This is a genomic window from Desnuesiella massiliensis (genome assembly GCF_001403615.1).
In the GTDB taxonomy this organism is placed as follows: domain Bacteria; phylum Bacillota; class Clostridia; order Clostridiales; family Clostridiaceae; genus Desnuesiella; species Desnuesiella massiliensis.
Genome location: NZ_LN879457.1, coordinates 1,357,779 through 1,378,710 on the forward strand (window position 1 = coordinate 1,357,779; position 20,932 = coordinate 1,378,710).

Here is a 20,932-nt window from a genome sequence, read left to right on the forward strand (position 1 = left end):
CATAGTAGAGGTGGTATAATTGAAAATTACAGGATTTAAAGTATATAAAATAAAACCGAGATGGATCTTTATAAAAATAAGCACTGATGAAGGTATTGAGGGTTGGGGAGAGTTAATTTCTGGCACTAAGACTGAAACCGTTGTAGCAGGTGCAAATGAGATGTGTAAATACCTTATAGGTAGAAACCCTTTTGAGATAGAGAGGTTATGGCAAGAGCTATACCGTTCCTTCTTTAGAGGCGGCCCCATTAATATGACGGTAATTTCTGGAATAGAGATGGCTCTATGGGATATTAAAGGTAAAGCTTTCAATATACCAGTGTATGAATTCCTTGGAGGAGCAGCCAGAGATAGAATAATGGTGTACTCCTGGATTGGAGGCGACAGGCCAGCAGAAGTAGTTAAAGAAGCTCTAGACAGAAAGGAAAGAGGCTTCCAAGCTGTAAAAATGAATGCAACTGAAGAACTTCATTATGTGGATTCTTTTAAAAAGGTTCAAGGGGTTGTAGACAGAGTAGCATCTATAAGAGAAGCTGTAGGATATGATCTAAACATAGGAGTGGACTTCCACGGAAGAGTCCATAAACCAATGGCTAAGGTGCTTGCAAAGGAATTAGAACCCTATAAATTGATGTTCCTTGAAGAAGTAGTACTTCCAGAGAATGAGGAGGCCTTTGCAGAAGTAGCAAAGCATACTTCAACTCCACTAGCCACTGGAGAAAGACTATATACCAGATGGGAATTCAAAAATATTTTAAAGAGCGGTGTTATAGATATTATTCAGCCTGACTTAGCCTTAACTGGAGGAATCCTTGAGGGGAGAAAAATTGCAGCCATGGCAGAAGCCTTTGACATAGCAGTAGCACCCCATGCACCCTATGGACCAATAGCTCTTGCAGCTACGCTTCAGATGGATGTATGTACACCAAATGTATTTATACAAGAACAAAGCCTTGGAATTCACTACAACAAAGGCTTTGATCTACTAGACTTTGTAAAGAACAAAGAGATGTTCCAATACAAGGACGGTTATGTAGATATTCCAACTAAGCCAGGTCTAGGAATAGAAATAGATGAAGACTTCGTTGAAAAGGTGGCTTTAGAAGGATTAAATTGGACAAACCCTAAGTGGAAAAACTACGATGGTACTATTGCAGAATGGTAAGATAATAAACTTTAGCAAAAATAAAGAATGAAGGGATGTCTTCATTCTTTATTTTTATATATGGAGGATGCAGCATGAATTATAAACTAATCTGTATAGATTTAGATGGTACTCTTTTAGATAATAAATGTGAAATATCAGAGAGAAATAAAAAAGCCTTGAAAGCTGTAGAGAATAAGAGCATAAAAATAGCTTTCACCACAGGTCGATTATTTACCTCTGCAAAGCTCCACGCTAGGAAAGCAGAAGTTAAGGTTTCAATAATTGCCTCTAATGGGGCTTACATAAGAGAATTAAGAGATGAAAAACCTATATACCAGTGTCCGTTAAGTTATGATCAATTTCATAAGGTATGCAATATAATTGAAAAGTATAATCTAGATGTAAACTTCAATAGTTTTGATAGGGTTATAACAGAATATGAGCTGCCCCAAAGTAATAATCATGTTATAGCAAATACAACGGTTACTGAGGATTTAAAGATAAAATTTGGAGTTCATAAGAATATAAGAGAAATATATGATATATACAAAGAAGGAATCTTTAAGGTGTTGCTGTTTTCTAAAAGAGGCATAGACACTATTAAAGAAGCTAAAAGAGAGCTGCTTTATCTAGGTAATCTGGAGGTTGTAAGCTCGGCTCATGATAATATAGAGGTAATGGCATCGGGAATTTCAAAAGGAAGAGGTATAGAACTATTAGCTCAAACTCTAGGCATAACAAAAAAAGAAATACTCTGCATAGGGGACAGTGAAAATGATATTTCCATGTTTAACAATTCAGGCTTTAAGATAGCCATGGGTAACGCTATAGAGGAGCTTAAGGCTATGGCTGATTATATAACGGATAGCAATATAAATTCTGGAGTTGCAAAGGCTTTGGAGAGGATATTAAATAATATATGATGGACAAGCATTATTGGAGAAATAGATAATCTTTTTAGAATGCTTTATATAACAAACTATGAATAATATTCATAGTTTGTTCACAATTTATACTATGAAAACCTTTGATATTTTAAAAAAAGGTGGTAATATATAATTAAGAACTTAATTCGGACTCCGAAATAAGTCAAAAATATAACACAAATAGGTGTCAGTATGAAATTTAAGGCCGGTAGTTTAAAGCTAATGAAAGAAATGAATAAAAATCTAATATTAAGAACTCTAATTGAGAATGGAAAGCTTTCTAGGGCTGAAATTACAGCTAAGGTAAATTTAAGTGCTAGTACAGTTTCATCCTTGGTAAGTGAACTGATTGAAGATGAAATTATTGAAGAAAATAGCATTGGCGAGTCTTCTGGTGGAAGAAAACCCATATACTTAACTATAAAGGGGAATAGCTCATATATTTTTATAATAAGTTTAAATTCTAATGACATAACTTTAAGGGTTCATGATATGAATTTAAATGAGGTATATCATAGCTCGCTAAGTAAAAAAATTATTTATGGTAATGGGCTATTTGCTATAATCTCTGGTGGTATGGAAAAAGCTATGAATAAACTTAATATACAAAGAGAAAAAGCAGCTGGTATAGGTATTTTAATAGATGAAAGCTTGTATGCAGCAAATTTTAATATGCTATTTTCTACTTATGTTTTTCAAGAAAATTTTTCTATTCAAGAGGCTTTAGAATATACTTTTAAAATACCGGTCATATCTGAATACTCTGGAAGAGTAGATATTGAAAAACAAGTGGAAAAATTACTAAGGGAAATACCAGAAAATTATACATATATATCTTTTGATGAGAAGATCACTACTTCCATTTATACCAATGGAAAAGCTTTTGAAAGAAATGGTGAAAGAGTAATTGATATAGGTAAGCTGCTTATATCACCTAATGTAGATATAGAAAAACTCCTCTCACCTAGCAACTTTTATAGAAAAATTTATCATTGCTTAGGAATAGAAAAGACCTATGACACAGAAGAAAAAAACACCTCTTTTATTTTAGAAAACTGGGAGAAGGTATGGAAGGGTGAAATCGAATCCAGCCACAAAGTTAAAGAACATATATATGAAGCCGCAGATTGTATAACCTTAATAATGAAGAACTTATTATTATTTTTTAAAATAGATGTTTTCATATTAGGGGGGACTCTCATGAATGTGCCAGGCTTTGATAATATAGTTAAAAATCAATTTGGAAAGGTTTTTAGCGATACCAAAGAAATAATAATAAAATCCATACCTAAGGTAGAGAAAGATAACACCTTAGCACTGGTGGAAAAAGTGAGAGATAGATACTTTAATGATTTTAGTAATAGGGTATTGGATTAGTTAACAGGCCTATTAAAAGTTATTATCAGTTATCAATAAAATCAATATGAAATTTGATAACTGTTAATTATATAAGTTGCAATAAAAATCTTACATTTCTTAGATACAAAATTTCATGGCTTAATAGGTTTGACCCTAGGAATTTTGAAGCTAAAGAAATGTACTTAGATTTTTGCAACTTATATAAATAATTATTAATTTCTTGAAAGGGGGGATGAAGAAAGAAAAAGGATAAGGTATTAAATTGTGAAGGAGGTTACAAAATGTTATTTAAAAACTTATTGGAGAACAATAAGATGACACTGGTAGTAAGTTTACCTGAAAATAGCTATGAAATGGCTAAGGCTGCTTATGAATCAGGAGCGCAAGCATTGAAGATGCATATAAATGTGCACCATAGGGCTAGTGGAAACGATTTCGGAAATTTCCAAAGTGGAAAAGAACTTTTTAAGAGAATCCTAGAAGAGTTTAATGTACCTTTAGGCATTGTACCTGGAGGAGAAGAGGCTTTTGCTACCAAGGAAGAAATGCAGCAATTAGAGGATATGGGAGTGGATTTTTACTCTGCCTATTATCATCATCTTCCAGCTAATATAGCCAGCACTAAAAAGCTTACAAGAATGGTGGCTATCGATAGCAATTATAATGACATAGTTTTAAGGGGTATAAATAATTCTCCCATGGAGGTTCTTGAAGCATCAATAATGCCAGGAGAAACTTATGGACAGCCATTATACTTTAGAGATTTAATGCAGTATTCAGCTATTGCTGCCTCTATTTCAAAGCCTGTTTTAGTTCCTACACAAAAGAAGATAAAACCAGAAGAAGTAAAACTTCTGCATGAGGTGGGAGCTAAGGCCATAATGATTGGAGCTGTGGTAACTACAAAAGATATAGAAAATTTAAAGAGAGTTACAGCAGAGTTCAGAGAGGCTATAGAAAGATTATAAAAAATGATTCCTTAAGCCACTAAGGAATCCAAGAATAAAATAAATATAAAAATAAATTTTCGTAAAATAAAAAATTAAGGAGCTGATCAACAATGATAGTCCCTATACTTATTATACTATTATTTTTAGTGATTTCAATATTAATGATTACAAGGAAGATGCCTACCCTTTTAGCCCTACCTGTTTTAGCTATCGGAGTTGCTTTAATAGCAGGAGTTCCATTATTAAACCCTATAAAGGATGGAGACAATGGCATTTTAAAACATATTCTTGAAGCAGGATCTATAAGATTAGCCAGTGCTTATGTGGCTGTAATATTTGGTTCTTGGCTTGGTCAAATCATGAACAAAACAAATATTGCAGAAACCATTGTAAAGTATGCAGCAGAGTTAGGCGGAGACAGACCCTTCCTTATCACTATATTATTAACTGCCGCTGTAGCAGTATTATTTACTACCATTGGAGGCTTAGGAGCAGTTATCATGATAGGTTCTATTGTAATACCTATAATGGTTTCTGTGGGAGTATCCTCCATGATTGCGGTTTGTATGTTCCTTTTTGGGTTAGGAATTGGACTTTTATTTAATATATCCAACTGGTCCTTCTATTTAAATGTAATAAAGGTTCCTATGGAAAGCATAAAGCTTTTTGCTATAATACTAGCAGTATTAACTGCATTAACTGGACTTATATTTGCTATAGTAGAATTTAAGAAAAACGGTATTAAATTTGCATGTTCTGCACCAGCTTTAAATAGTAAAAACGGTGAAATTAAATTAGAAAATAAAAAAGCACCTATAATTTCATTATTAACGCCAATTATTCCTATTATACTAGTTATGTTTTTTAAATGGCCTATAGTTCCTGCTTTCCTAGTAGGTATACTATATGCGCTAATCACTACTCAACGTAAATTTAACAAAGCAATTAATATGTTGACAAAGACAGGCTTTGACGGCGTAGCTGATGCCGCTCCAGCAGTTATATTAATGATAGGTATCGGAATGCTTTTAAACTCTTTAATGCACCCAATAGTTGCAGAAAAGATGAAGCCTTTCATCACTGCTGTGGTACCTACAAGTTCCATAGGATATATTCTATTCTTTAGTTTGCTTGCTCCTCTTGCTTTATACAGAGGACCATTAAACCTCTTTGGACTAGGAAGTGGTATTGCCGGACTTATAGTAAGCTTTAATATTCTTCCAGCGGCAACAGTTATGAGCGCATTCTTAGCAGTGGAAAGAGTACAAGCTATTGCGGACCCAACTAACACTCATAATGTATGGCTTTCAAACTATGCAGGGGTAGATGTTAATCAGGTTTTGGCTAAGCTTCTGCCTTATGTATGGGTACTTGCTGCCGCTGGAGTGGTGGTAGGAAGATTCCTTTGGCTTTAAATTAGAACAATACCTGATGGTGTAAGAGATATGGCTTACAGGAGGCTGTGAAAAAAGGTGTTCTATAGGTTTCCCTACACCGCTCATGGAGCTCCATGAGCGGCCCGTGAAAAAGAACACCTATGTTTTTCACATCCTCCTATAGATAGCAGATAGTTTATGAAACAAACGAAGGAGAGGTATATATGAAAGTAAGAATAGGAATAGATGTAGGAGGCACTTTTACAGATGCTGCAGTTATAAATAATGAAACCTTTGAGCTTATTGGTACTTTAAAGGTGCCCACTACCCACTCAGCTGCTAACGGAGTTGCAAAGGGGATAATAGATGTATTAGAAGGAGTAATGAAGAAGTTTAATATAGCTCCTGAGGATGTAACTTTCATAGCTCATGGAACTACTCAAGCTACTAATGCCTTATTAGAAGGTGACGTGGTTAAGGTAGGAGTTTTGTCTATGGGCTCAGGTATGGAAGGCATGAAAACCAAAAGTGACACTGAAATTGGAAATATAGAGCTTGCTCCAGGAAAGTTTTTGAAAACTGAAAATTATCATATTCAGTTTAAAGATGGAGAAAAGGAAGCGGAAGAAGCTGTAAAGGCTTTGATGAATGTAGGAGCTAAATCCATAGTGGCGGCAGAGGCCTTCAGTGTGGATCATCCTGAAAATGAATCACAAGTACAAGGTAAATGCGCCCAAGTGAATATGCCTTGTACAGCTACTCATGAAATATCCAAGCTTTATGGGCTTAAAATAAGAACAAGAACAGCAGTAATCAATGCCAGCATCCTTCCAAAGATGCTGGACACTGCCAATATGACTGACAGCAGTGTAAAAAATGCAGGCATTGAGTCTCCGCTGATGATAATGAGATGTGATGGCGGAGTTATGAGCGTAGATGAGGTTAGAAAGAGACCTATACTAACTGTGCTGTCTGGACCAGCAGCTGGTGTAGCTGGAGCTCTTATGTATGAAAAGCTGACAGATGGAATCTTTCTGGAGGTAGGAGGAACTAGCACAGATATTTCTGCAGTAAAAGATGGTAAGGTTATGATACAGTATGCAGAAATAGGAGGACATAAAACTTATTTAAACTCCTTAGATGTTAGAACTGTGGGCATTGGAGGAGGAAGTATGGTACAAATCTCCAATGGCAAGGCTAGCAATGTAGGCCCTAGAAGTGCTCATATAGCTGGCCTAGGCTATGAAGTATATGCCTCCCCAGAAGACATTGTAGATCCAATGCTAGAAACCATAGTACCCATAGAAGGAGATCCAGCCTATGGATATATTAAATGCAGCAATGGTAAAAAATTTGCTCTTACATTGGCAGGAGCTGCAAATATAGCGGGTTATGTCCATGAAGAGGATTATGCTTACGGAAATATAGAAGCTGCTAAAAAAGCTTATGAGCCCTTAGCTAAAAATATGAATATGACAGTAGAACAGGTGGCAGAAAAAATTATAGAAATGGCAGCTGATAAAAATGGAGAAGTGGTTAAAGCTTTAATTAAAGATTATAACCTGGATCCTCGTACCACTGTATTAATAGGTGGTGGAGGAGGCTGCGCTGCAGTAGTTCCTTCCTTAGGAAAGCATATAGATATGAAGCATAAGTTAGCTAAAAATGCACCAGTTATTTCCACTATAGGAGTAGCGCTGGCCATGGTAAGAGATGTTGTGGAAAGAACTATACCAAATCCTACAGAAGAGGATATAATAAAAACCAGAAAAGAAGCAGAAGAAGCTGTGCTTAAGGCGGGAGCAGCACCGGGTACTGTAGAGGTACAAGTAGAGGTAGATAGTCAAAAGAATATTGTTCGTGCTATTGCCGTAGGCAGTACGGAGTTTAGGGCTAAGGATCTTATGAAAAAAGAGCTTACACAAAAGGAGTTATTGGATATTGCAGCTCATAATTTAGAAACTTCTACAGATAAGCTTAAAATCGAAGGCAGCACCAGCTATATGTATGCTATAACCCATGAATGTATAAGTAAAAAATTATTCGGTTTTATTAAAAAGAAAAATAAAGCTTTAAGAATAATTGATAAAGAGGGAGTTATAAGACTTCAAAAGAATAATGCCCTTTGTCAGCAAACCAATGTAAATAACTTCGAGTCATCCCTACGCAGTATTATGGAAGAGGTAGTAGTCTATGGAGATGGCGGTACGGAGATGCCTAATATATATATAATCTGTGGGAAAAGACTCATTGACCTTTCCGGGCTTCAAAGTGTAGAGCAGATTATATCCTTAGCAAAGGTTGAAATTAATGGACTCGGCAGCAATGAACCTATGATTTTAGTGGTTTCAAAGAGAATGGAAGGATGATTTAAAGTGAAGCATTTGTTTTTGCCAATGGAAGAACTAGCACTTTTTGAACTTAAAAGGGATAGATACTTTGATAAAATTCCTTATGAAGATATAGCAGCAATAATAGAAGACGGTATATCCATTGGTAAAAACTGGGCTAAAACCATAGGAGAGATGTATCCCAAGAAAAGCTTTAGCCATATAGCCAAAGCCTATGGATTAAAAATACTAGAAGAAGATAGAGAATTAATTATTGGAGATGTAATCTTCTATAGTGAGTTCTATAGCGGAAAAAAAGAGATAGTTATATATATAAAGTCTGTGGAAGCTTGGGCGTCAGAGTTAGGTAAGACTTACGAAGAATGCAAAGAATTGTTCATAGCACATGAATTTTTTCATTATTTAGAATGTGAAGAAATAGGGCTTCTATCTAATAGATATAAAGTTACAAATTTTAAACTGGCAGGTTTCAAGTTCCAGTGTGGAATTAAGGCTCTTTCAGAGATAGGAGCCCATAGTTTCGTTAAACATTCATTTAGTATGGAGGAATGATACTTTTGTTAAAAGAGAAATATGATGTAATAATTGTAGGGGGAGGAGTTGCAGGCTCTATAGCTGCTATAGCTTCAGCAAGAGCAGGAGCTAAAACCTTAGTGGTAGAGAGATATGGCTTTATGGGAGGCATGCTTACCATGGCAGGAGTAGGCCCTATGATGACCTTTCATGCTGGAGATACACAGGTGGTTAAAGGAATACCCGATGAAATAATAGAAACTCTAAAGACCTTAGGAGCAAGTCCAGGACATATAAAGGATACCATTGGATATGCTTCCTCCTTAACTCCCTTTGATGCAGAGGCAATGAAGTATGTCCTTGAGCATAAGCATATAGAAGCTGGAGGAGAAATGCTTTATCATAGCTTCTTTACGGATTGTAAGGTAGAAGACCGTAATTTAAAATCAGTTCAGTTTTGGACAAAATCAGGGCTTATAGAATTAGAAGCGGATGTTTTTGTTGATGCTACTGGAGATGCTGACCTTTCAGTAAAAGCTGGAGTGCCTTATGAATATGGAAGAAAGCTAGATGGACTTGCACAGCCAATGACCATGAAGGCCCGAATAGGAAATGTGGATATTGATAAAGTAAGAAAATACATGAAGGATAATCCAGAAGATTTCTTTACTAAGGATTGGAGCTACTTTGATGAAACCCCTAAACTATCGGTTTCAGGTTTTTATAGCAAGCTGAAAGAAGCTAAAGAAAAGGGAGATTTAACCTATCCAAGAGAAACAGTGCTGTTCTTTGAAAATAATAACCCTGGAGAGGTTATCCTTAATATGTCTAGAATCATAAAGCTTAATGCTACGGACAGCTACGAACTCACCAAGGGAGAGATTCAAGGAAGGGAGCAGATTAGACAATCTGTTGATTTCTTAAAGAAATACATTCCTGGCTTTGAGCAATGCTGCCTTGTAAGTACAGGACCACAAATAGGTGTAAGAGAAACCAGAAGAATAAATGGAGTATACACACTAAAGGCTGAAGAGATGATAGATAATGTGATGTTCCATGATGCCATAGCCATGGGAGGATACCCCTTTGATATACATTCTCCAGATGGAAGTTCTAACAACGACAAATTCCTAAGATCTGGTACCTATTATTCTATTCCCTATAGAATCATGGTAAATAACGAAGTGGATAACTTGATAACCACAGGAAGATGCGTCAGCGCAGCTCATGAAGCCGCCAGTTCATTAAGGGTTACGCCTATAGCCATGGCACTAGGACATGCGGCTGGGGCAGCGGCGGCACTAGCTTCAAAGTCTAATAAAGCAGCTAGAGATGTAGATATTCAGGAGCTTAGAAGAATATTATTAAGCCAAAATGCTTTTCTAACCCCATTTAATAAATAATATATGATAAATTATAAAAAGAACTAAGATAGCAATAATGATGCTATTTTGGTTCTTTTTTTGTGCTATGGGATAACAGCATGTTATAATTTAAGTAAAGAACGAGAAATGAGGCTTTAAATATATGAAAAAGAAAATCCTTACCATTATTTTAGTACTTTTTACTATAGGAGCTGCGGCTTGTAATGCAGAAAGCAAAAGCGAACCAAGAATAGATAATAAAAAAACAGAGTTTTCAGAAAAGGAGTTACCTAAGACTCTAAGCTATAAAAATATGAAACCAGAGGAAGCGAAAAAACGACTTGAAAGTGAAAAGGATATAGTATTACTGGATGTGAGGACACAACAGGAATATGATGAAAAGCACATTCCTAATAGCATCCTAATACCTGTAGATGTTATTGAAAAGGAAGCTTCATCAAAGCTTACAGATAAGAATGCAGCAATATTTGTTTATTGCAGAAGTGGAAATCGCAGTGTTACTGCCTCGGAAAGGCTTATAAAAATGGGATACACCAATGTGTATGATATAGGAGGCATAATAAACTGGCCCTATGAGACTGAATCAGTAAAATAAAATATTAAGCAAAGCGATGGATTAAATGACTTTCCATATCTTTGCTTAATCTATGGATGTTGTTTCCTTATAGGAGGCTGTGAAAAAAGGTGTTCTATAGGTTTCCCTATACCGCGCGTTGAGCTCCACGAGCGGCCCGTGAAAAAGAACACCTATGTTTTTCACAGCCTCCTATATTTAAGGAAACGATTTATATCAACTTTTCTGCCTCTTCTTTTAAGGATTGAATTTTGCCTTCGAAATTAAAGAAATCTGAATTATATAATTCGTTAAGCCTTTTGAAATAATCTAGGAAGTCCTTTTGTTTACTAGAACTTATACTGAATTCATTGGCAATATTATTTAAGAGATCAATCTCTCTCTTATCATAAGAGCCATCAGTTAAAGCAAGTCCAAGTAATTCAAAATAAATTATATTTTTTATTCTATCGTTACATTGCTTTAAGCATTCAACTGAATTATTAAAGCTTGTAACCTTAATATCCTCTTTATTAACAGAAAGTTCCTCCATATATTCCATTAAAAGTTCTTCTTCACTTTCAGCAAAAGATTCATCTGCATTAGCTAAAGATTGGAATAAATTAATAAAATGTACAGCTTCTTTTTTATTGAGCTCATTAATAAACATAATAACCCACCCCGCTTTTTTAAGTATTAACATAATATTACTGCATATTAAAGCTATTGTAAATAATAGTTCTTCTTACTTATTAATTTTTTTAACATCTAAATAGTTTGTACCCCATACACCAGTAAGTATCATAATGGAACCTAGTATATGATAATACTCAAAGCTTTCCTTTAAAAACACAACACCAGCTATTATGGAAACTATAGTTGATATATTTGAAATTACAGCAGATTTTGAAGCTTCTATTTTAGAAAGAGTATAATTTATTAAGAAGTAAGCTACTATAGAAGACAAAATCCCTAGATAAACTATTGAAATTACAAAGTCTTTATTATGTAGAGGCTTAAAGAAGGAAAAAATTGTTTTTTTACTCAAGTGATTTATTAGAGACATTATAGTAAATACCACAGCGCCCTGCACCATCATAGAATAAGTAAGCTCTATTGGTGTAAACTGTCTAGAGAGCTTTCTAGATATAATGGTAAAAGCTGCTGCAGAAAGTACTGCTCCTAAAAGTAATATGATTCCAAATAAGCTTCCTTTACCTGAGCCAGAACTTCCCATTAATCCTATAAACATAACTCCACTCACAGAAAGAGCTATGAATATAAGCTGAGGCCTTGAAGGTTTCTCCTTAAGAAAATAAGCGGAAAGTATTACCACAAATATTGGAATTAGTGAAATCATAAGTCCAGCTTGAGAAGAAGTAGAGTATTTAATTCCGTAGGTCTCAAAAATAAAATATATAACAGGTTCCATAAGCCCAAGGGACAGAAGGCCCTTTAAATTCTTACCTTTATAATCAACCTTAATGGCCTTAAAAAGTAGTAAAGCTGTCATTACTAATAGTGCAGTTAAAAATCTAAAAGATATCAGTTCTAGAGGCCCTGCATAATCTAAGGCTTTTTTAGAAAACAAAAAGCTGAGTCCAAATATAATAGCGCTAACAAGGCCAGAAACCATTGGTAAAGTTTTGTTTTTATTGCTCATAACATTCTCCTATCTGATCTCAATCTATGTAAATTGTAATATAAAAGAAAGCTTGTTTCAACCTCGGAAAGGGTTTTAAAATGAGATACACCATATAAATCATGTGAATACATTGCACTGCAATCTTAAAATGTGCCTATCCACAGCATAGTCTCCTTTGTTAACACAAAAATTGAAGCATTTAAAGAAAGAGAAACTAAGCTATATAAGCGTTTTACAATTATTTACAAATTGTTATAGATCGCGCTAAAATATTATATAATTAGTATATAAGCTAAATTATTTGATAATATGTAGATAAATAGTAATTTGGAGGAGAACCTTTATGATAGAAGTATTGTTTGGAGAGAGTGAAGGCGGAGCCATGAAAGTGGCAAAGAATTATCGAAAACCTGATTTTGAAAATGGAGCAACAACTTGGTTTGGGAAGAAACCAAGCAAAGATGAGCTTGAAAAAATGTTTGACGGAAAGGCGGTTGGTGGCAATTCCTCAGAAGTGATTTGTATTCCTTTTATGCTGGATATTGGTGATATTAATGTTTCAATTGAAAGTGAGTATAGAAAAAAGCTTATATTTGATATGTACACCATAAATGGAATGGATGATAATAGTATTTTAGAAGATTTAGAGGATTCGTGGAAAAGATACTTAAATGAAATAGAGCGACTGAAAAATTATGCAACCCAAGGAGAAACTATTCGTTTATGGTATAGTGATTCCCCATATTCTGTGTGCGGATTTTATTATGTATGTAGTATTTTGAGAGAATATAATTGTAAGATATTTGTTATAAAGTTACCACAATATATGAAACTATCAGATACTATAATGCAATCTTATACATCATGGAGTGAAATAGATGCTGGAAAGTTTTATAAATTCTTATCTTTAGAAAAAGAGTTATCTTCTCGTGAAATACAATCTTTTACATCTAATTGGGCTGAACTAAAAGAAGAAAAAAGTACTTTGCGAGCTGTTGTAAATGGTAAATTAATTGGTGTTCCAGAAGATTTCTATGATCATCTTATTAGGAAAGAAATTCCAGATGGCGAGTTCGTTATGGCACGCCTTATTGGAAATATTTTAGGGAAACATCCTCTTGGAGTTGGAGACTGGTGGTATGCTAAAAGAATTAAAAAGATGATAGAAGAGGGAAAATTAATGGTTGTACAAAAAAGAAGGAAATATATGGGCAAGTACTTAAAAAGGTGTAAAAGTTATTTACAAATTCCAATTTATGTTATTGAGATTAAAATTTTTAAATAGAAAAAATTATATAGGTTTATTTTTTATAAATTTTTGGTTGGATGGGTGCTTTTCTATGCCATTAAGTTCCATATGAATACCAAGAAATTTAATCTTGATAATTAACTTAGAGTAGTTACGGAGAGCCGTATTATAAGTAACTGCGGTTTCTTAAATGATATGTTTTCATATACAACACATCTGGAGATAGGATGTTTATTAACATGCTAAGAAGCTTCCCTGGTAACATACCATTGGAAGCTTTTTATTTCAAAAATTAGACTATTATAATTAGCTTTACCATATTACTAGGTTCTGAACCCGCATACAGTGAATAAGTGGATTGTCTTTAAGGTTTAATAGCTCTTTGCTGTCTGCAGAAATAAAGATACCAACATATTCGGCGCCGTTATTTTCAACATGTTTAATCATATCATCAATATTAATATTCTCGAACATATCTTCATAGTACATTACCTGTAGCAGCCTTAGGTTACTCTTTATAAGATTGAGGTTGCCAATTAAAGACTCCTTATGAGCCTGATCGTCCATGTTCTCATATTCATTTTGTTTTAAACTGTTCCCTTCGAGTTGTTTAGCATTATTTTTATGATATGGAAAAACTGGACTAAAGTGGTAATATGAAGGATTTGCTAATACAAACTTTGAACCGATTGCTGCTATAGGTGTAATATCTAAAGGTGCGGTATCTATATTATTTATTTTATTTATAAAATGTTCCTTTATCTGCTGAGATGTTAAAGCTTTATTAAACTCAACAAATATCTTTGCCTTTGTACCTTGAGGTGCATTTTCCAGTACTTTAAAACCTGATATTGGGTCAGGTTCATGAGCAACAAAATGAGGAAAATCTTCGAATATTAATGGAGGCACTACTGTTGTTCCTGATCTGACAGGTTTGCCGAAACTATATCTGACGCTTATTTCGGCTTCATCTATTTTAGTATTTCCAACGGTATTTTCAAGGTAAACTCTGATATTTTGTTGTGCAAAACGTGATGTTTCCACGCCACTTCTATAGGATTTATATTTAGGTTGAAACATCTGTGCGAATTGAATCATTGTTTCTCTCTTTACGTATGATTCCTTATAATCTAATCCAAACCAGGTCGTAGTAATCTTCGATGCTGAAAAATATATAAAGATAAAGACTGCTAAAGCGGAAAAAGCAGAAAATGCCGTTATCATTATAATCCTTAGATTTACTCTGCGTTTTAACAGTTTATCAATTCTATTTTCTTCTCCGTTGCTTGCCGGCATCTGCTGCTTCAGCTCTTTTAAAAATTCCCTTTCATCGTTATTAAGATAATCCGATATGGCAATGAACTTATCGATTTCCGATTCTATTTCTGTGATCTCATCTTGAGTCAATTTGCCTTCTTTATATAGCTGCAGTTTTTCCTGAAACTCATTACTCATTAATACTCCTCCTTAAGGCTCTAAGAGTTTTTCTAGCCCTGTAAATTAAATTCGTAACTGCTGAAACACTGATGCCTAAAATCTCTCCTGCCTGCTGATATGAAAGTTCATTTACCAAGCATAACAGCACTACCTGACGCTGATTTTCGGGAAGCTGCTCAATTAATACAAAAGCTGACCTGGTGCTTTCCTTAAGTATTAGTTCGTCAATAAAGTCCTGTACCTTTATTTGATAGAACTGGCTATCCTCTCGGAAATCCAATCTTCTGTTTTTCTTAACATAATCGACGTAGAGGTTATGGGCAACGGTCAGCAGCCAGGACTTAATACTTTCATTAGGGAATTGAAGAACACATAAGGCCTTAACGAAGGCCTCCTGTGCCAAATCCTCTGCCGTCTGATGATTAAATGTAAGCCCATAAAGGTATCTATAAACGTAAGGGAAATACTCTTTATAGATTTTAATAAATATGTCACCCTCCAAACCTTCACCTCCATCCATCTCTTTAACCAGTGTCATTGTATATACGATTAAGTTGACAAAGTATCGCGCAACTCTATAAAAAGGTATATAAACCTCTATATTGGTACAAATAATTTTATCATCAATTTTTTCATGATGTAAAACATCAAATGTAAAATCATCTGCTAATTCATATCCGGAAATTGGAAGCCACTCACCATAAGCATAAATGATTAGTGAACTATATTCTAAAGCACTAAGCGATCTTTTAGGTGTGAAAACTGCGTATTTCAGTGGAGGAAGAGTTTTGAGTATCATTCCAGAAGGTACATCTGAAGCTGAAACTTGAAAACATGCTAGATGATAAATCTCATCTGTTTCAGGGTTTGTAATTTCAAAGTGTATTGAATTATTAGGGTTAAATTTATTTTTAATTTTATGAGACTGAGGTAAAAATTCATTTTGCCAGAAATTACGGAGTGTGTGCTTTTCAATGATTTCAATAACAGAAGTTTTAATATCCATTCCAACAAGATAAATTTCTTTTTCTTCTAAAACTTTAACATCAATATTTATATCATCTTGTATGTAATTGAACTTTTCTTTAATATATGTACCAAACTCAGTAAATTTTTCATATAAGAAAATTTCATTTCGATTTTTTCGGTATTTTAAAGGAGATATTCCATAGAGAGATGTAAAAGCTCTTGTAAATACTTCATGTGATTGAAAGTTAGCATCCATTGCAATATCTATAACGCGATTATCAGTTTTTACAAGCTTTTTGCAGCCTCATAAAGCCTTTTATTTCTTATATATTCCTTAACTGTAAAACCTGTTATGGATGTAAATAACTTATAAAAGTGTGAAGGAGAATAGCCTGATACATTTGAAATCTCTTCAATAGTTATATCTTTTTCTATATTGCGATTTATATAATCAATTACATCCATGATGTTTTTTTTATAATACATATCTATCATCCTCTAAAAAGTTTTGTTTTGATATATTCAAATAAATTATAATAGATAAATTAATAAAAAACATCAAGAATTTGGATTTGATACTTTTATAATATAAATGTATCAATATTATATAAAAAATAAAATTTATACTTTTAAGGAGGGAAGCTATGAGGATAGACTTTGAATTAGCAAACAGAGATGATACTAAAAAAATTATCAATGTTCAAAATCAGAGCTTCTATGATGATTATAATAAGTATGGAGAATGTCCAGCGTACAATGAAACAGAGCAGGCAATGTTAAAACAAATTGAAGAGGCAAGAGTATATAAAATACTTAAGTATAATGAAATAATAGGAGATATAATTATTAAACAAAGAGAAAACAACAACTTTTATCTTAGGGTTATTAGTATTATTCCGCAATATCAAAATTTAGGTATTGGACAAATGGCTTTAAAGTATATTGAAGAGGTATATCCAGAAGCATCTGAGTGGGAATTAATAACCCCATTTAAAAGTTATCGAAATCATCATTTCTATGAGAAAATGGGCTATGTTAAAGTAGAAGAGTACAAGCATTCAGATATTTTGACAATGTTTAGATACAAGAAAAAAATGTTGAGATAAACCTGGTATATGTCAAAATTAAAGTAATCTGTTTTGAGTTGAAAGATACTTAATCTATTGTAAATCTAAGCAGATAAAAATAGATTTGAACAATTAGAATAAATTAAAAATATGGAAATATTCTACGTTATGCCTGTTACGGAGAACCGTATCACAAGTATTTGCGAAAAGTAGCCTTAATAAAGTAATCATTCTCATATTCAACTACCTCTTAGGCTAATAATATGAATTTAAGGTTTATTTATATAAATAGTAAATTTATCGAGCAGTTTTAACTGCGGATTATTTATATTTTGCATAGGAGGGAAAATATGAAAAATTATACTCAGGTTTATGTGAAAAGTAGTTTTGAAGCGGCAGAAATGTATTGCAAAGCCTTTGGCGCAGAAATTACATTTGAAGTGAAAAATGATACCGAAACTGCTTATGTACACTGTGAATTATCCGTAAATGGTGAAGGTTTTTTAGCATTAGGCGAAGCAGCAAACCCTTGTGACATAAACATAGTTCACAAAATGAAATGGGAAACTATGACTTTTAATGTTTTTGAGATGGGAAGCGAAGAATCGGTTTATAATGCCTTTAATATTTTGAGTAATGGCGGTGTTATTATTAATCCCATTCAGGAAGTTCCATGGAGCAAGTGTTGTGCGACTGTTATAGACAAATTTGGAGTGTGTTGGTGGATTGCAATATGATAAACCCAATAAGCATAATACGAAGCTGACAAATTCTAATTTAAAGTTAAATACTATAAATAGTAATTTGTACAAGAGGAGAAGTATACATGGAGACAATAATAATTAAATTAAGCCCTAAATTATTAGAAAATCCCGATTTAGATTTATGCTATACAGTACCTGATAGAATTGAGGAATTATCAGATAAAAAAATTTTGGATAATGGTTATGATTATTTAGAAGGTCAAAGCAACCCAATTGGTATATGGATGAAAACTGAATCGGCAGAACAAGATTATCCGTTTATAATTGATATACTTAAAAAGGAAATGTTTTTAGAAAATGATTTATCAAAATCAGCAGAAATATATATTTCTAAAGTAGACTGTGATGAATTTGAAAATTGCAAAAAAGTTTATCCTTTATAAATCATTAAGATAAATTCTAATTTAAGGTTGAATAATATAAATAGTAATTTGTTGGTTTGAAAAATAAATTTGTTTTTAACAAGTATCAATTAATATGAGATAGGAGAAAGATGCAATGAAAATTATTGAAGAATATGTAAATAGATTAAAAAAAGCATACTATGATAATGTTGGAAAAGAAAGTTGGGATTATTTTGAAAGAGTTATGCATGGTGCGAGCAAAGAAGATATTAAGAAATTGAAAGAGGAATATCCTAACGTTCCAGATTCCTTAGTAAAACTTCTTGAATATGTTGATGGAACGTATTGGAGGGAATATGAAGGAGAAAAAATTACCTTTTATATTCTTGGTTCTGATGTTAATGAGTATCCATATTATCTACTTTCAGTAAATCAGATTTTGGATAGTAAGAATGAGGCAGTCGACTTCTATGCTGACTACGTTAATCGTGAATATGGTGATGATGTTGAAGTAGATGAAAGAATTACAGATTGCGCAAATAACATGAAATGGTTACATTTTTCAGATTGTATGAATAATGGTGGCACATCACAATTGTTTATTGATTTTTCACCTTCCGTAAAAGGAATTAACGGGCAAGTTGTAAGATTTTTGCATGACCCCGATGAAATTCAAGTGATAGCAGATAGTTTTGATAATTACTTACAAATGTTAATTGAAAATGGGATAGATTTTATTAACGAAGATACAGTCGAGTAAGTAAACTACATAAGTTTTGTTTTAAGACTAGAAAATTCTAAATTTATCAAGATGATTGAAAGTATGTTTTAAAATTCCCATTATGTTTATAACCCTGAACTCACAAATTCCAATTTGTAGCAGGTGTTAAAAAGATAATTTATTACACAATCTTCTTATTAAGCGGTGTAAGCTCAATCTTATGCCGCTTTTGAAGTATATTCTTCGATACATTTAGTGAAAAACTTTTTATTCCGTATTCATGTAATATTTAGTATAATGTTCCTTAAGGAGAATTAAAACAGCTATGTAAAGTATTACATATTTATTATGATTATTAAATCGAAAAGTAAGGTGATTGGTTTGAATAAGATTGTAAAACTTAGAGAGGTTTTATTGAACAGTGAAGAATTCAAATGGAGTGATGCATTGTTCTTAATAAATGGTGAAAAGTGGACATTAGATTCAAAATGTGCTGTTCTTGACCCTGATTATGTAGAAGATGATGCAGATGAAGAACCAAGATTTGCAATTGACAATAATCTGAAATATTCTTTAAATATGCAGGAGATACAAAGTGTTGTCGATAATGCCAATCAACAATGTGACTGCTGTACAGAAAGTGAATTATTACAGGCATTTTTATATTATTATGATAATGATGCTTTTATAACATTTGATGCAACATAGTGTTCTTACAGGATATAATTTGAAGTGTATTATCCTAAAATCTTGAATTTATAGATTGGAGATGGAATGTATGAAAAATATAGTTCATGGCTTTATGCTTGCATTAGCGAATTTTAGTTCAATAATTTTTGGATTTGTAATTTATTATATGATTAAAGGACCAAATCAAATTATAATTCAGGCTCCTATCGCAATAGTATTATCGTGTATAATTTTTAGTACTTACTTGTATATATATTCAAAAACTAAAATAGGAAGAGACATGTATATCAGTGCTACAAACTGTTATATGATTTATATATATTCTTTGGTATGGTCTCCTATAATTTTTATACCTATTCATTATATAACACAGGGATATCTAACTTCATTTGAAAATATTTTATATCAATGGCTATTCCAAATTATAACTAACATAATAGTAATTTTCATTTCAAGATTAGTAGTAAAGCCATTATTTAATAATAAAGCATCTATATAGAAAGCATAAAAGAATTTACATGTCAGTGTCTATCTCATGATTTTACGATATTTCTTTATTTCGGAATATTCATGTATTACAAGCTAGATAAATAGTAATTTGTAGATGAGGTGTAACATATGGATAGAGGTGCAATAAATTATATTTTAAGGGTTATTGTACAACGTATTTTAGGAATAATGTTATTTCTTATTGGTTCATCGTGGGGATACGGAACTCGGGAAATTATATATTTCATATTACACATACTGATTGCAGTAATTTCTGGAATAGTTATGTATAAAGCAAATTCTACGACAATTAATGAAAGAAGAAAGGTAAATACCGATTCTCCTATATGGGATAAAGTACTATTAACGATATATTGGATTTTAGCGTATTTTGGTATATATTTTGTAGCGGGGCAATGCTATGAAACATTGCAACTCGATAATTTCTATTGGATAGGTGTTGCTTTATATATTATTGCGACAATTTTCACATTAAGAGCAATGATAGTGAATACCTTTTTGGAATCTACAGCAAGACTTCAAACCGACAGGAAACAAAGTGTATGCAAAGAAGGTCCGTATTCAATAATTAGACATCCTACATATTTGGCAATTTTGATTTGGTGTGTTTCTATTTCTTTGATATTTCCATCAAAATATGTGATATTAACTGCTGTTGTTATTGGGGTTGTCATTGTTATTCGGACATATCTTGAGGATAATATGCTGAAAACAGGATTAGATGGATATATGGATTATATGAGAGAGGTTAGATATCGCTTAATTCCATTTATTTGGTGATAATAATCAAATTCCAATTTAAGGTTGAGTAATATAAATAGTAATTTAATTTTCAAAATGTAAATGAAATCCGAGAGTAGCATCCTCGGATTTTCTTAAATGTTTCTACAAATTATGAAGGATAATATAACTATATGTAGAATTACAATTTATTCAAGAAACTAATAGGAAATAGTTTATTATGTCTATAATCGAA

General features: G+C 32.9%; 21 protein-coding genes. 16 read left to right on the top strand and 5 right to left on the bottom strand.

The window, feature by feature from the left end; genetic code table 11:
- Positions 1 to 19 precede the first annotated feature (19 nt).
- The 9 genes from dgoD (at position 20) to BN2665_RS24330 (ending at position 10,602) form a co-directional block, all read left to right on the top strand.
- Positions 20 to 1,165 carry a galactonate dehydratase gene (gene dgoD / locus BN2665_RS24290; RefSeq protein ID WP_055669670.1) on the top strand — a complete coding sequence of 382 codons (1,146 nt, stop codon included), beginning with the start codon at positions 20 to 22 and terminating at the stop codon, positions 1,163 to 1,165.
- Between the two features lie 74 nt (positions 1,166 to 1,239).
- Positions 1,240 to 2,070, top strand: a complete 831-nt coding sequence (locus BN2665_RS24295) for a Cof-type HAD-IIB family hydrolase (protein ID WP_055669671.1) — start codon at positions 1,240 to 1,242, stop codon at positions 2,068 to 2,070.
- 195 nt (positions 2,071 to 2,265) lie between these two features.
- Positions 2,266 to 3,450, top strand: coding sequence for an AsnC family protein (locus BN2665_RS24300; protein WP_055669672.1), 1,185 nt, complete (start codon positions 2,266 to 2,268; stop codon positions 3,448 to 3,450).
- Positions 3,451 to 3,713: 263 nt separating this feature from the next.
- Complete coding sequence (locus BN2665_RS24305; protein WP_055669673.1) at positions 3,714 to 4,400, top strand: hypothetical protein; 687 nt, start codon at positions 3,714 to 3,716, stop codon at positions 4,398 to 4,400.
- A 92-nt stretch (positions 4,401 to 4,492) separates the two neighbouring features.
- Positions 4,493 to 5,797, top strand: coding sequence for a transporter permease (locus tag BN2665_RS24310; RefSeq protein ID WP_055669674.1), 1,305 nt, complete (start codon positions 4,493 to 4,495; stop codon positions 5,795 to 5,797).
- Between the two features lie 185 nt (positions 5,798 to 5,982).
- Positions 5,983 to 8,127, top strand: coding sequence for a hydantoinase/oxoprolinase family protein (locus BN2665_RS24315; protein ID WP_055669675.1), 2,145 nt, complete (start codon positions 5,983 to 5,985; stop codon positions 8,125 to 8,127).
- A gap of 6 nt (positions 8,128 to 8,133) precedes the next feature.
- A complete protein-coding gene (locus BN2665_RS24320; RefSeq protein WP_055669676.1) occupies positions 8,134 to 8,661 on the top strand; it encodes a hypothetical protein in 528 nt (175 codons plus the stop codon).
- 5 nt (positions 8,662 to 8,666) lie between these two features.
- Positions 8,667 to 10,025 (top strand): FAD-dependent oxidoreductase, encoded by a 1,359-nt coding sequence (locus tag BN2665_RS24325; RefSeq protein WP_242866008.1) that lies wholly within the window; start codon positions 8,667 to 8,669, stop codon positions 10,023 to 10,025.
- 124 nt (positions 10,026 to 10,149) lie between these two features.
- Positions 10,150 to 10,602, top strand: a complete 453-nt coding sequence (locus tag BN2665_RS24330; RefSeq protein ID WP_074042397.1) for a rhodanese-like domain-containing protein — start codon at positions 10,150 to 10,152, stop codon at positions 10,600 to 10,602.
- Positions 10,603 to 10,792: 190 nt separating this feature from the next.
- On the opposite strand, the gene BN2665_RS24335 is transcribed toward BN2665_RS24330, so the two are convergent.
- Positions 10,793 to 11,230 carry a hypothetical protein gene (locus tag BN2665_RS24335; RefSeq protein WP_055669678.1) on the bottom strand — a complete coding sequence of 146 codons (438 nt, stop codon included), beginning with the start codon at positions 11,228 to 11,230 and terminating at the stop codon, positions 10,793 to 10,795.
- 75 nt (positions 11,231 to 11,305) lie between these two features.
- The gene (locus BN2665_RS24340) at positions 11,306 to 12,223 is read right to left on the bottom strand and encodes a DMT family transporter (protein WP_055669679.1); all 918 of its coding nucleotides are present in this window, start codon (positions 12,221 to 12,223) and stop codon (positions 11,306 to 11,308) included.
- 325 nt (positions 12,224 to 12,548) lie between these two features.
- Between BN2665_RS24340 and BN2665_RS24345 the strand changes: the two genes are divergently transcribed.
- Entirely contained in the window at positions 12,549 to 13,490 is a 942-nt protein-coding gene (locus tag BN2665_RS24345) for a DUF3658 domain-containing protein (RefSeq protein WP_055669680.1), read from the top strand.
- Between the two features lie 276 nt (positions 13,491 to 13,766).
- Here the strand turns inward: BN2665_RS24345 and BN2665_RS24350 are convergent, their stop codons facing one another.
- The 3 genes from BN2665_RS24350 to BN2665_RS24360 are packed head-to-tail and all read right to left on the bottom strand — an operon-like array spanning position 13,767 to position 16,346.
- Positions 13,767 to 14,909, bottom strand: coding sequence for an anti sigma factor C-terminal domain-containing protein (locus tag BN2665_RS24350; protein WP_055669681.1), 1,143 nt, complete (start codon positions 14,907 to 14,909; stop codon positions 13,767 to 13,769).
- Entirely contained in the window at positions 14,902 to 16,116 is a 1,215-nt protein-coding gene (locus BN2665_RS26785) for a sigma-70 family RNA polymerase sigma factor (protein ID WP_055669682.1), read from the bottom strand. The genes BN2665_RS24350 and BN2665_RS26785 overlap by 8 nt, the downstream gene beginning before the upstream one ends.
- A gap of 29 nt (positions 16,117 to 16,145) precedes the next feature.
- Positions 16,146 to 16,346: an AraC family transcriptional regulator gene (locus BN2665_RS24360; protein ID WP_055669683.1), complete on the bottom strand. Its 201-nt coding sequence runs from the start codon at positions 16,344 to 16,346 to the stop codon at positions 16,146 to 16,148.
- A 158-nt stretch (positions 16,347 to 16,504) separates the two neighbouring features.
- On the opposite strand from BN2665_RS24360, the gene BN2665_RS24365 reads away from it, so the two are divergent.
- The 6 genes from BN2665_RS24365 to BN2665_RS24395 all read left to right on the top strand — a co-directional run bounded on the left by BN2665_RS24365 (position 16,505) and on the right by BN2665_RS24395 (position 20,736).
- Positions 16,505 to 16,966 carry a GNAT family N-acetyltransferase gene (locus tag BN2665_RS24365; protein ID WP_055669684.1) on the top strand — a complete coding sequence of 154 codons (462 nt, stop codon included), beginning with the start codon at positions 16,505 to 16,507 and terminating at the stop codon, positions 16,964 to 16,966.
- 311 nt (positions 16,967 to 17,277) lie between these two features.
- A complete protein-coding gene (locus BN2665_RS24370; RefSeq protein WP_055669685.1) occupies positions 17,278 to 17,664 on the top strand; it encodes a VOC family protein in 387 nt (128 codons plus the stop codon).
- Between the two features lie 89 nt (positions 17,665 to 17,753).
- Positions 17,754 to 18,074 (top strand): hypothetical protein, encoded by a 321-nt coding sequence (locus BN2665_RS24375; RefSeq protein WP_055669686.1) that lies wholly within the window; start codon positions 17,754 to 17,756, stop codon positions 18,072 to 18,074.
- A gap of 115 nt (positions 18,075 to 18,189) precedes the next feature.
- Positions 18,190 to 18,795: an SMI1/KNR4 family protein gene (locus tag BN2665_RS24380; protein WP_055669687.1), complete on the top strand. Its 606-nt coding sequence runs from the start codon at positions 18,190 to 18,192 to the stop codon at positions 18,793 to 18,795.
- 342 nt (positions 18,796 to 19,137) lie between these two features.
- A complete protein-coding gene (locus tag BN2665_RS24385; protein ID WP_055669688.1) occupies positions 19,138 to 19,464 on the top strand; it encodes a DUF7716 domain-containing protein in 327 nt (108 codons plus the stop codon).
- Positions 19,465 to 20,064: 600 nt separating this feature from the next.
- Positions 20,065 to 20,736 (top strand): methyltransferase family protein, encoded by a 672-nt coding sequence (locus BN2665_RS24395; protein ID WP_055669690.1) that lies wholly within the window; start codon positions 20,065 to 20,067, stop codon positions 20,734 to 20,736.
- Positions 20,737 to 20,932: the final 196 nt, after the last annotated feature.

Excerpts from the sequence above, each read along its gene's own strand:
- BN2665_RS24295 (WP_055669671.1), top strand. The coding sequence starts at position 1,240 with ATGAATTATAAACTAATCTGTATAGATTTAGATGGTACTCTTTTAGAT.
- BN2665_RS24300 (WP_055669672.1), top strand. The coding sequence starts at position 2,266 with ATGAAATTTAAGGCCGGTAGTTTAAAGCTAATGAAAGAAATGAATAAA.
- BN2665_RS24305 (WP_055669673.1), top strand. The coding sequence starts at position 3,714 with ATGTTATTTAAAAACTTATTGGAGAACAATAAGATGACACTGGTAGTA.
- BN2665_RS24310 (WP_055669674.1), top strand. The coding sequence starts at position 4,493 with ATGATAGTCCCTATACTTATTATACTATTATTTTTAGTGATTTCAATA.
- BN2665_RS24315 (WP_055669675.1), top strand. The coding sequence starts at position 5,983 with ATGAAAGTAAGAATAGGAATAGATGTAGGAGGCACTTTTACAGATGCT.
- BN2665_RS24330 (WP_074042397.1), top strand. The coding sequence starts at position 10,150 with ATGAAAAAGAAAATCCTTACCATTATTTTAGTACTTTTTACTATAGGA.
- BN2665_RS24335 (WP_055669678.1), bottom strand. The coding sequence starts at position 11,230 with ATGTTTATTAATGAGCTCAATAAAAAAGAAGCTGTACATTTTATTAAT.
- BN2665_RS24340 (WP_055669679.1), bottom strand. The coding sequence starts at position 12,223 with ATGAGCAATAAAAACAAAACTTTACCAATGGTTTCTGGCCTTGTTAGC.
- BN2665_RS24345 (WP_055669680.1), top strand. The coding sequence starts at position 12,549 with ATGATAGAAGTATTGTTTGGAGAGAGTGAAGGCGGAGCCATGAAAGTG.
- BN2665_RS24350 (WP_055669681.1), bottom strand. The coding sequence starts at position 14,909 with ATGAGTAATGAGTTTCAGGAAAAACTGCAGCTATATAAAGAAGGCAAA.
- BN2665_RS26785 (WP_055669682.1), bottom strand. The coding sequence starts at position 16,116 with ATGGATGCTAACTTTCAATCACATGAAGTATTTACAAGAGCTTTTACA.
- BN2665_RS24360 (WP_055669683.1), bottom strand. The coding sequence starts at position 16,346 with ATGTATTATAAAAAAAACATCATGGATGTAATTGATTATATAAATCGC.
- BN2665_RS24365 (WP_055669684.1), top strand. The coding sequence starts at position 16,505 with ATGAGGATAGACTTTGAATTAGCAAACAGAGATGATACTAAAAAAATT.
- BN2665_RS24370 (WP_055669685.1), top strand. The coding sequence starts at position 17,278 with ATGAAAAATTATACTCAGGTTTATGTGAAAAGTAGTTTTGAAGCGGCA.
- BN2665_RS24375 (WP_055669686.1), top strand. The coding sequence starts at position 17,754 with ATGGAGACAATAATAATTAAATTAAGCCCTAAATTATTAGAAAATCCC.
- BN2665_RS24380 (WP_055669687.1), top strand. The coding sequence starts at position 18,190 with ATGAAAATTATTGAAGAATATGTAAATAGATTAAAAAAAGCATACTAT.
- BN2665_RS24395 (WP_055669690.1), top strand. The coding sequence starts at position 20,065 with ATGGATAGAGGTGCAATAAATTATATTTTAAGGGTTATTGTACAACGT.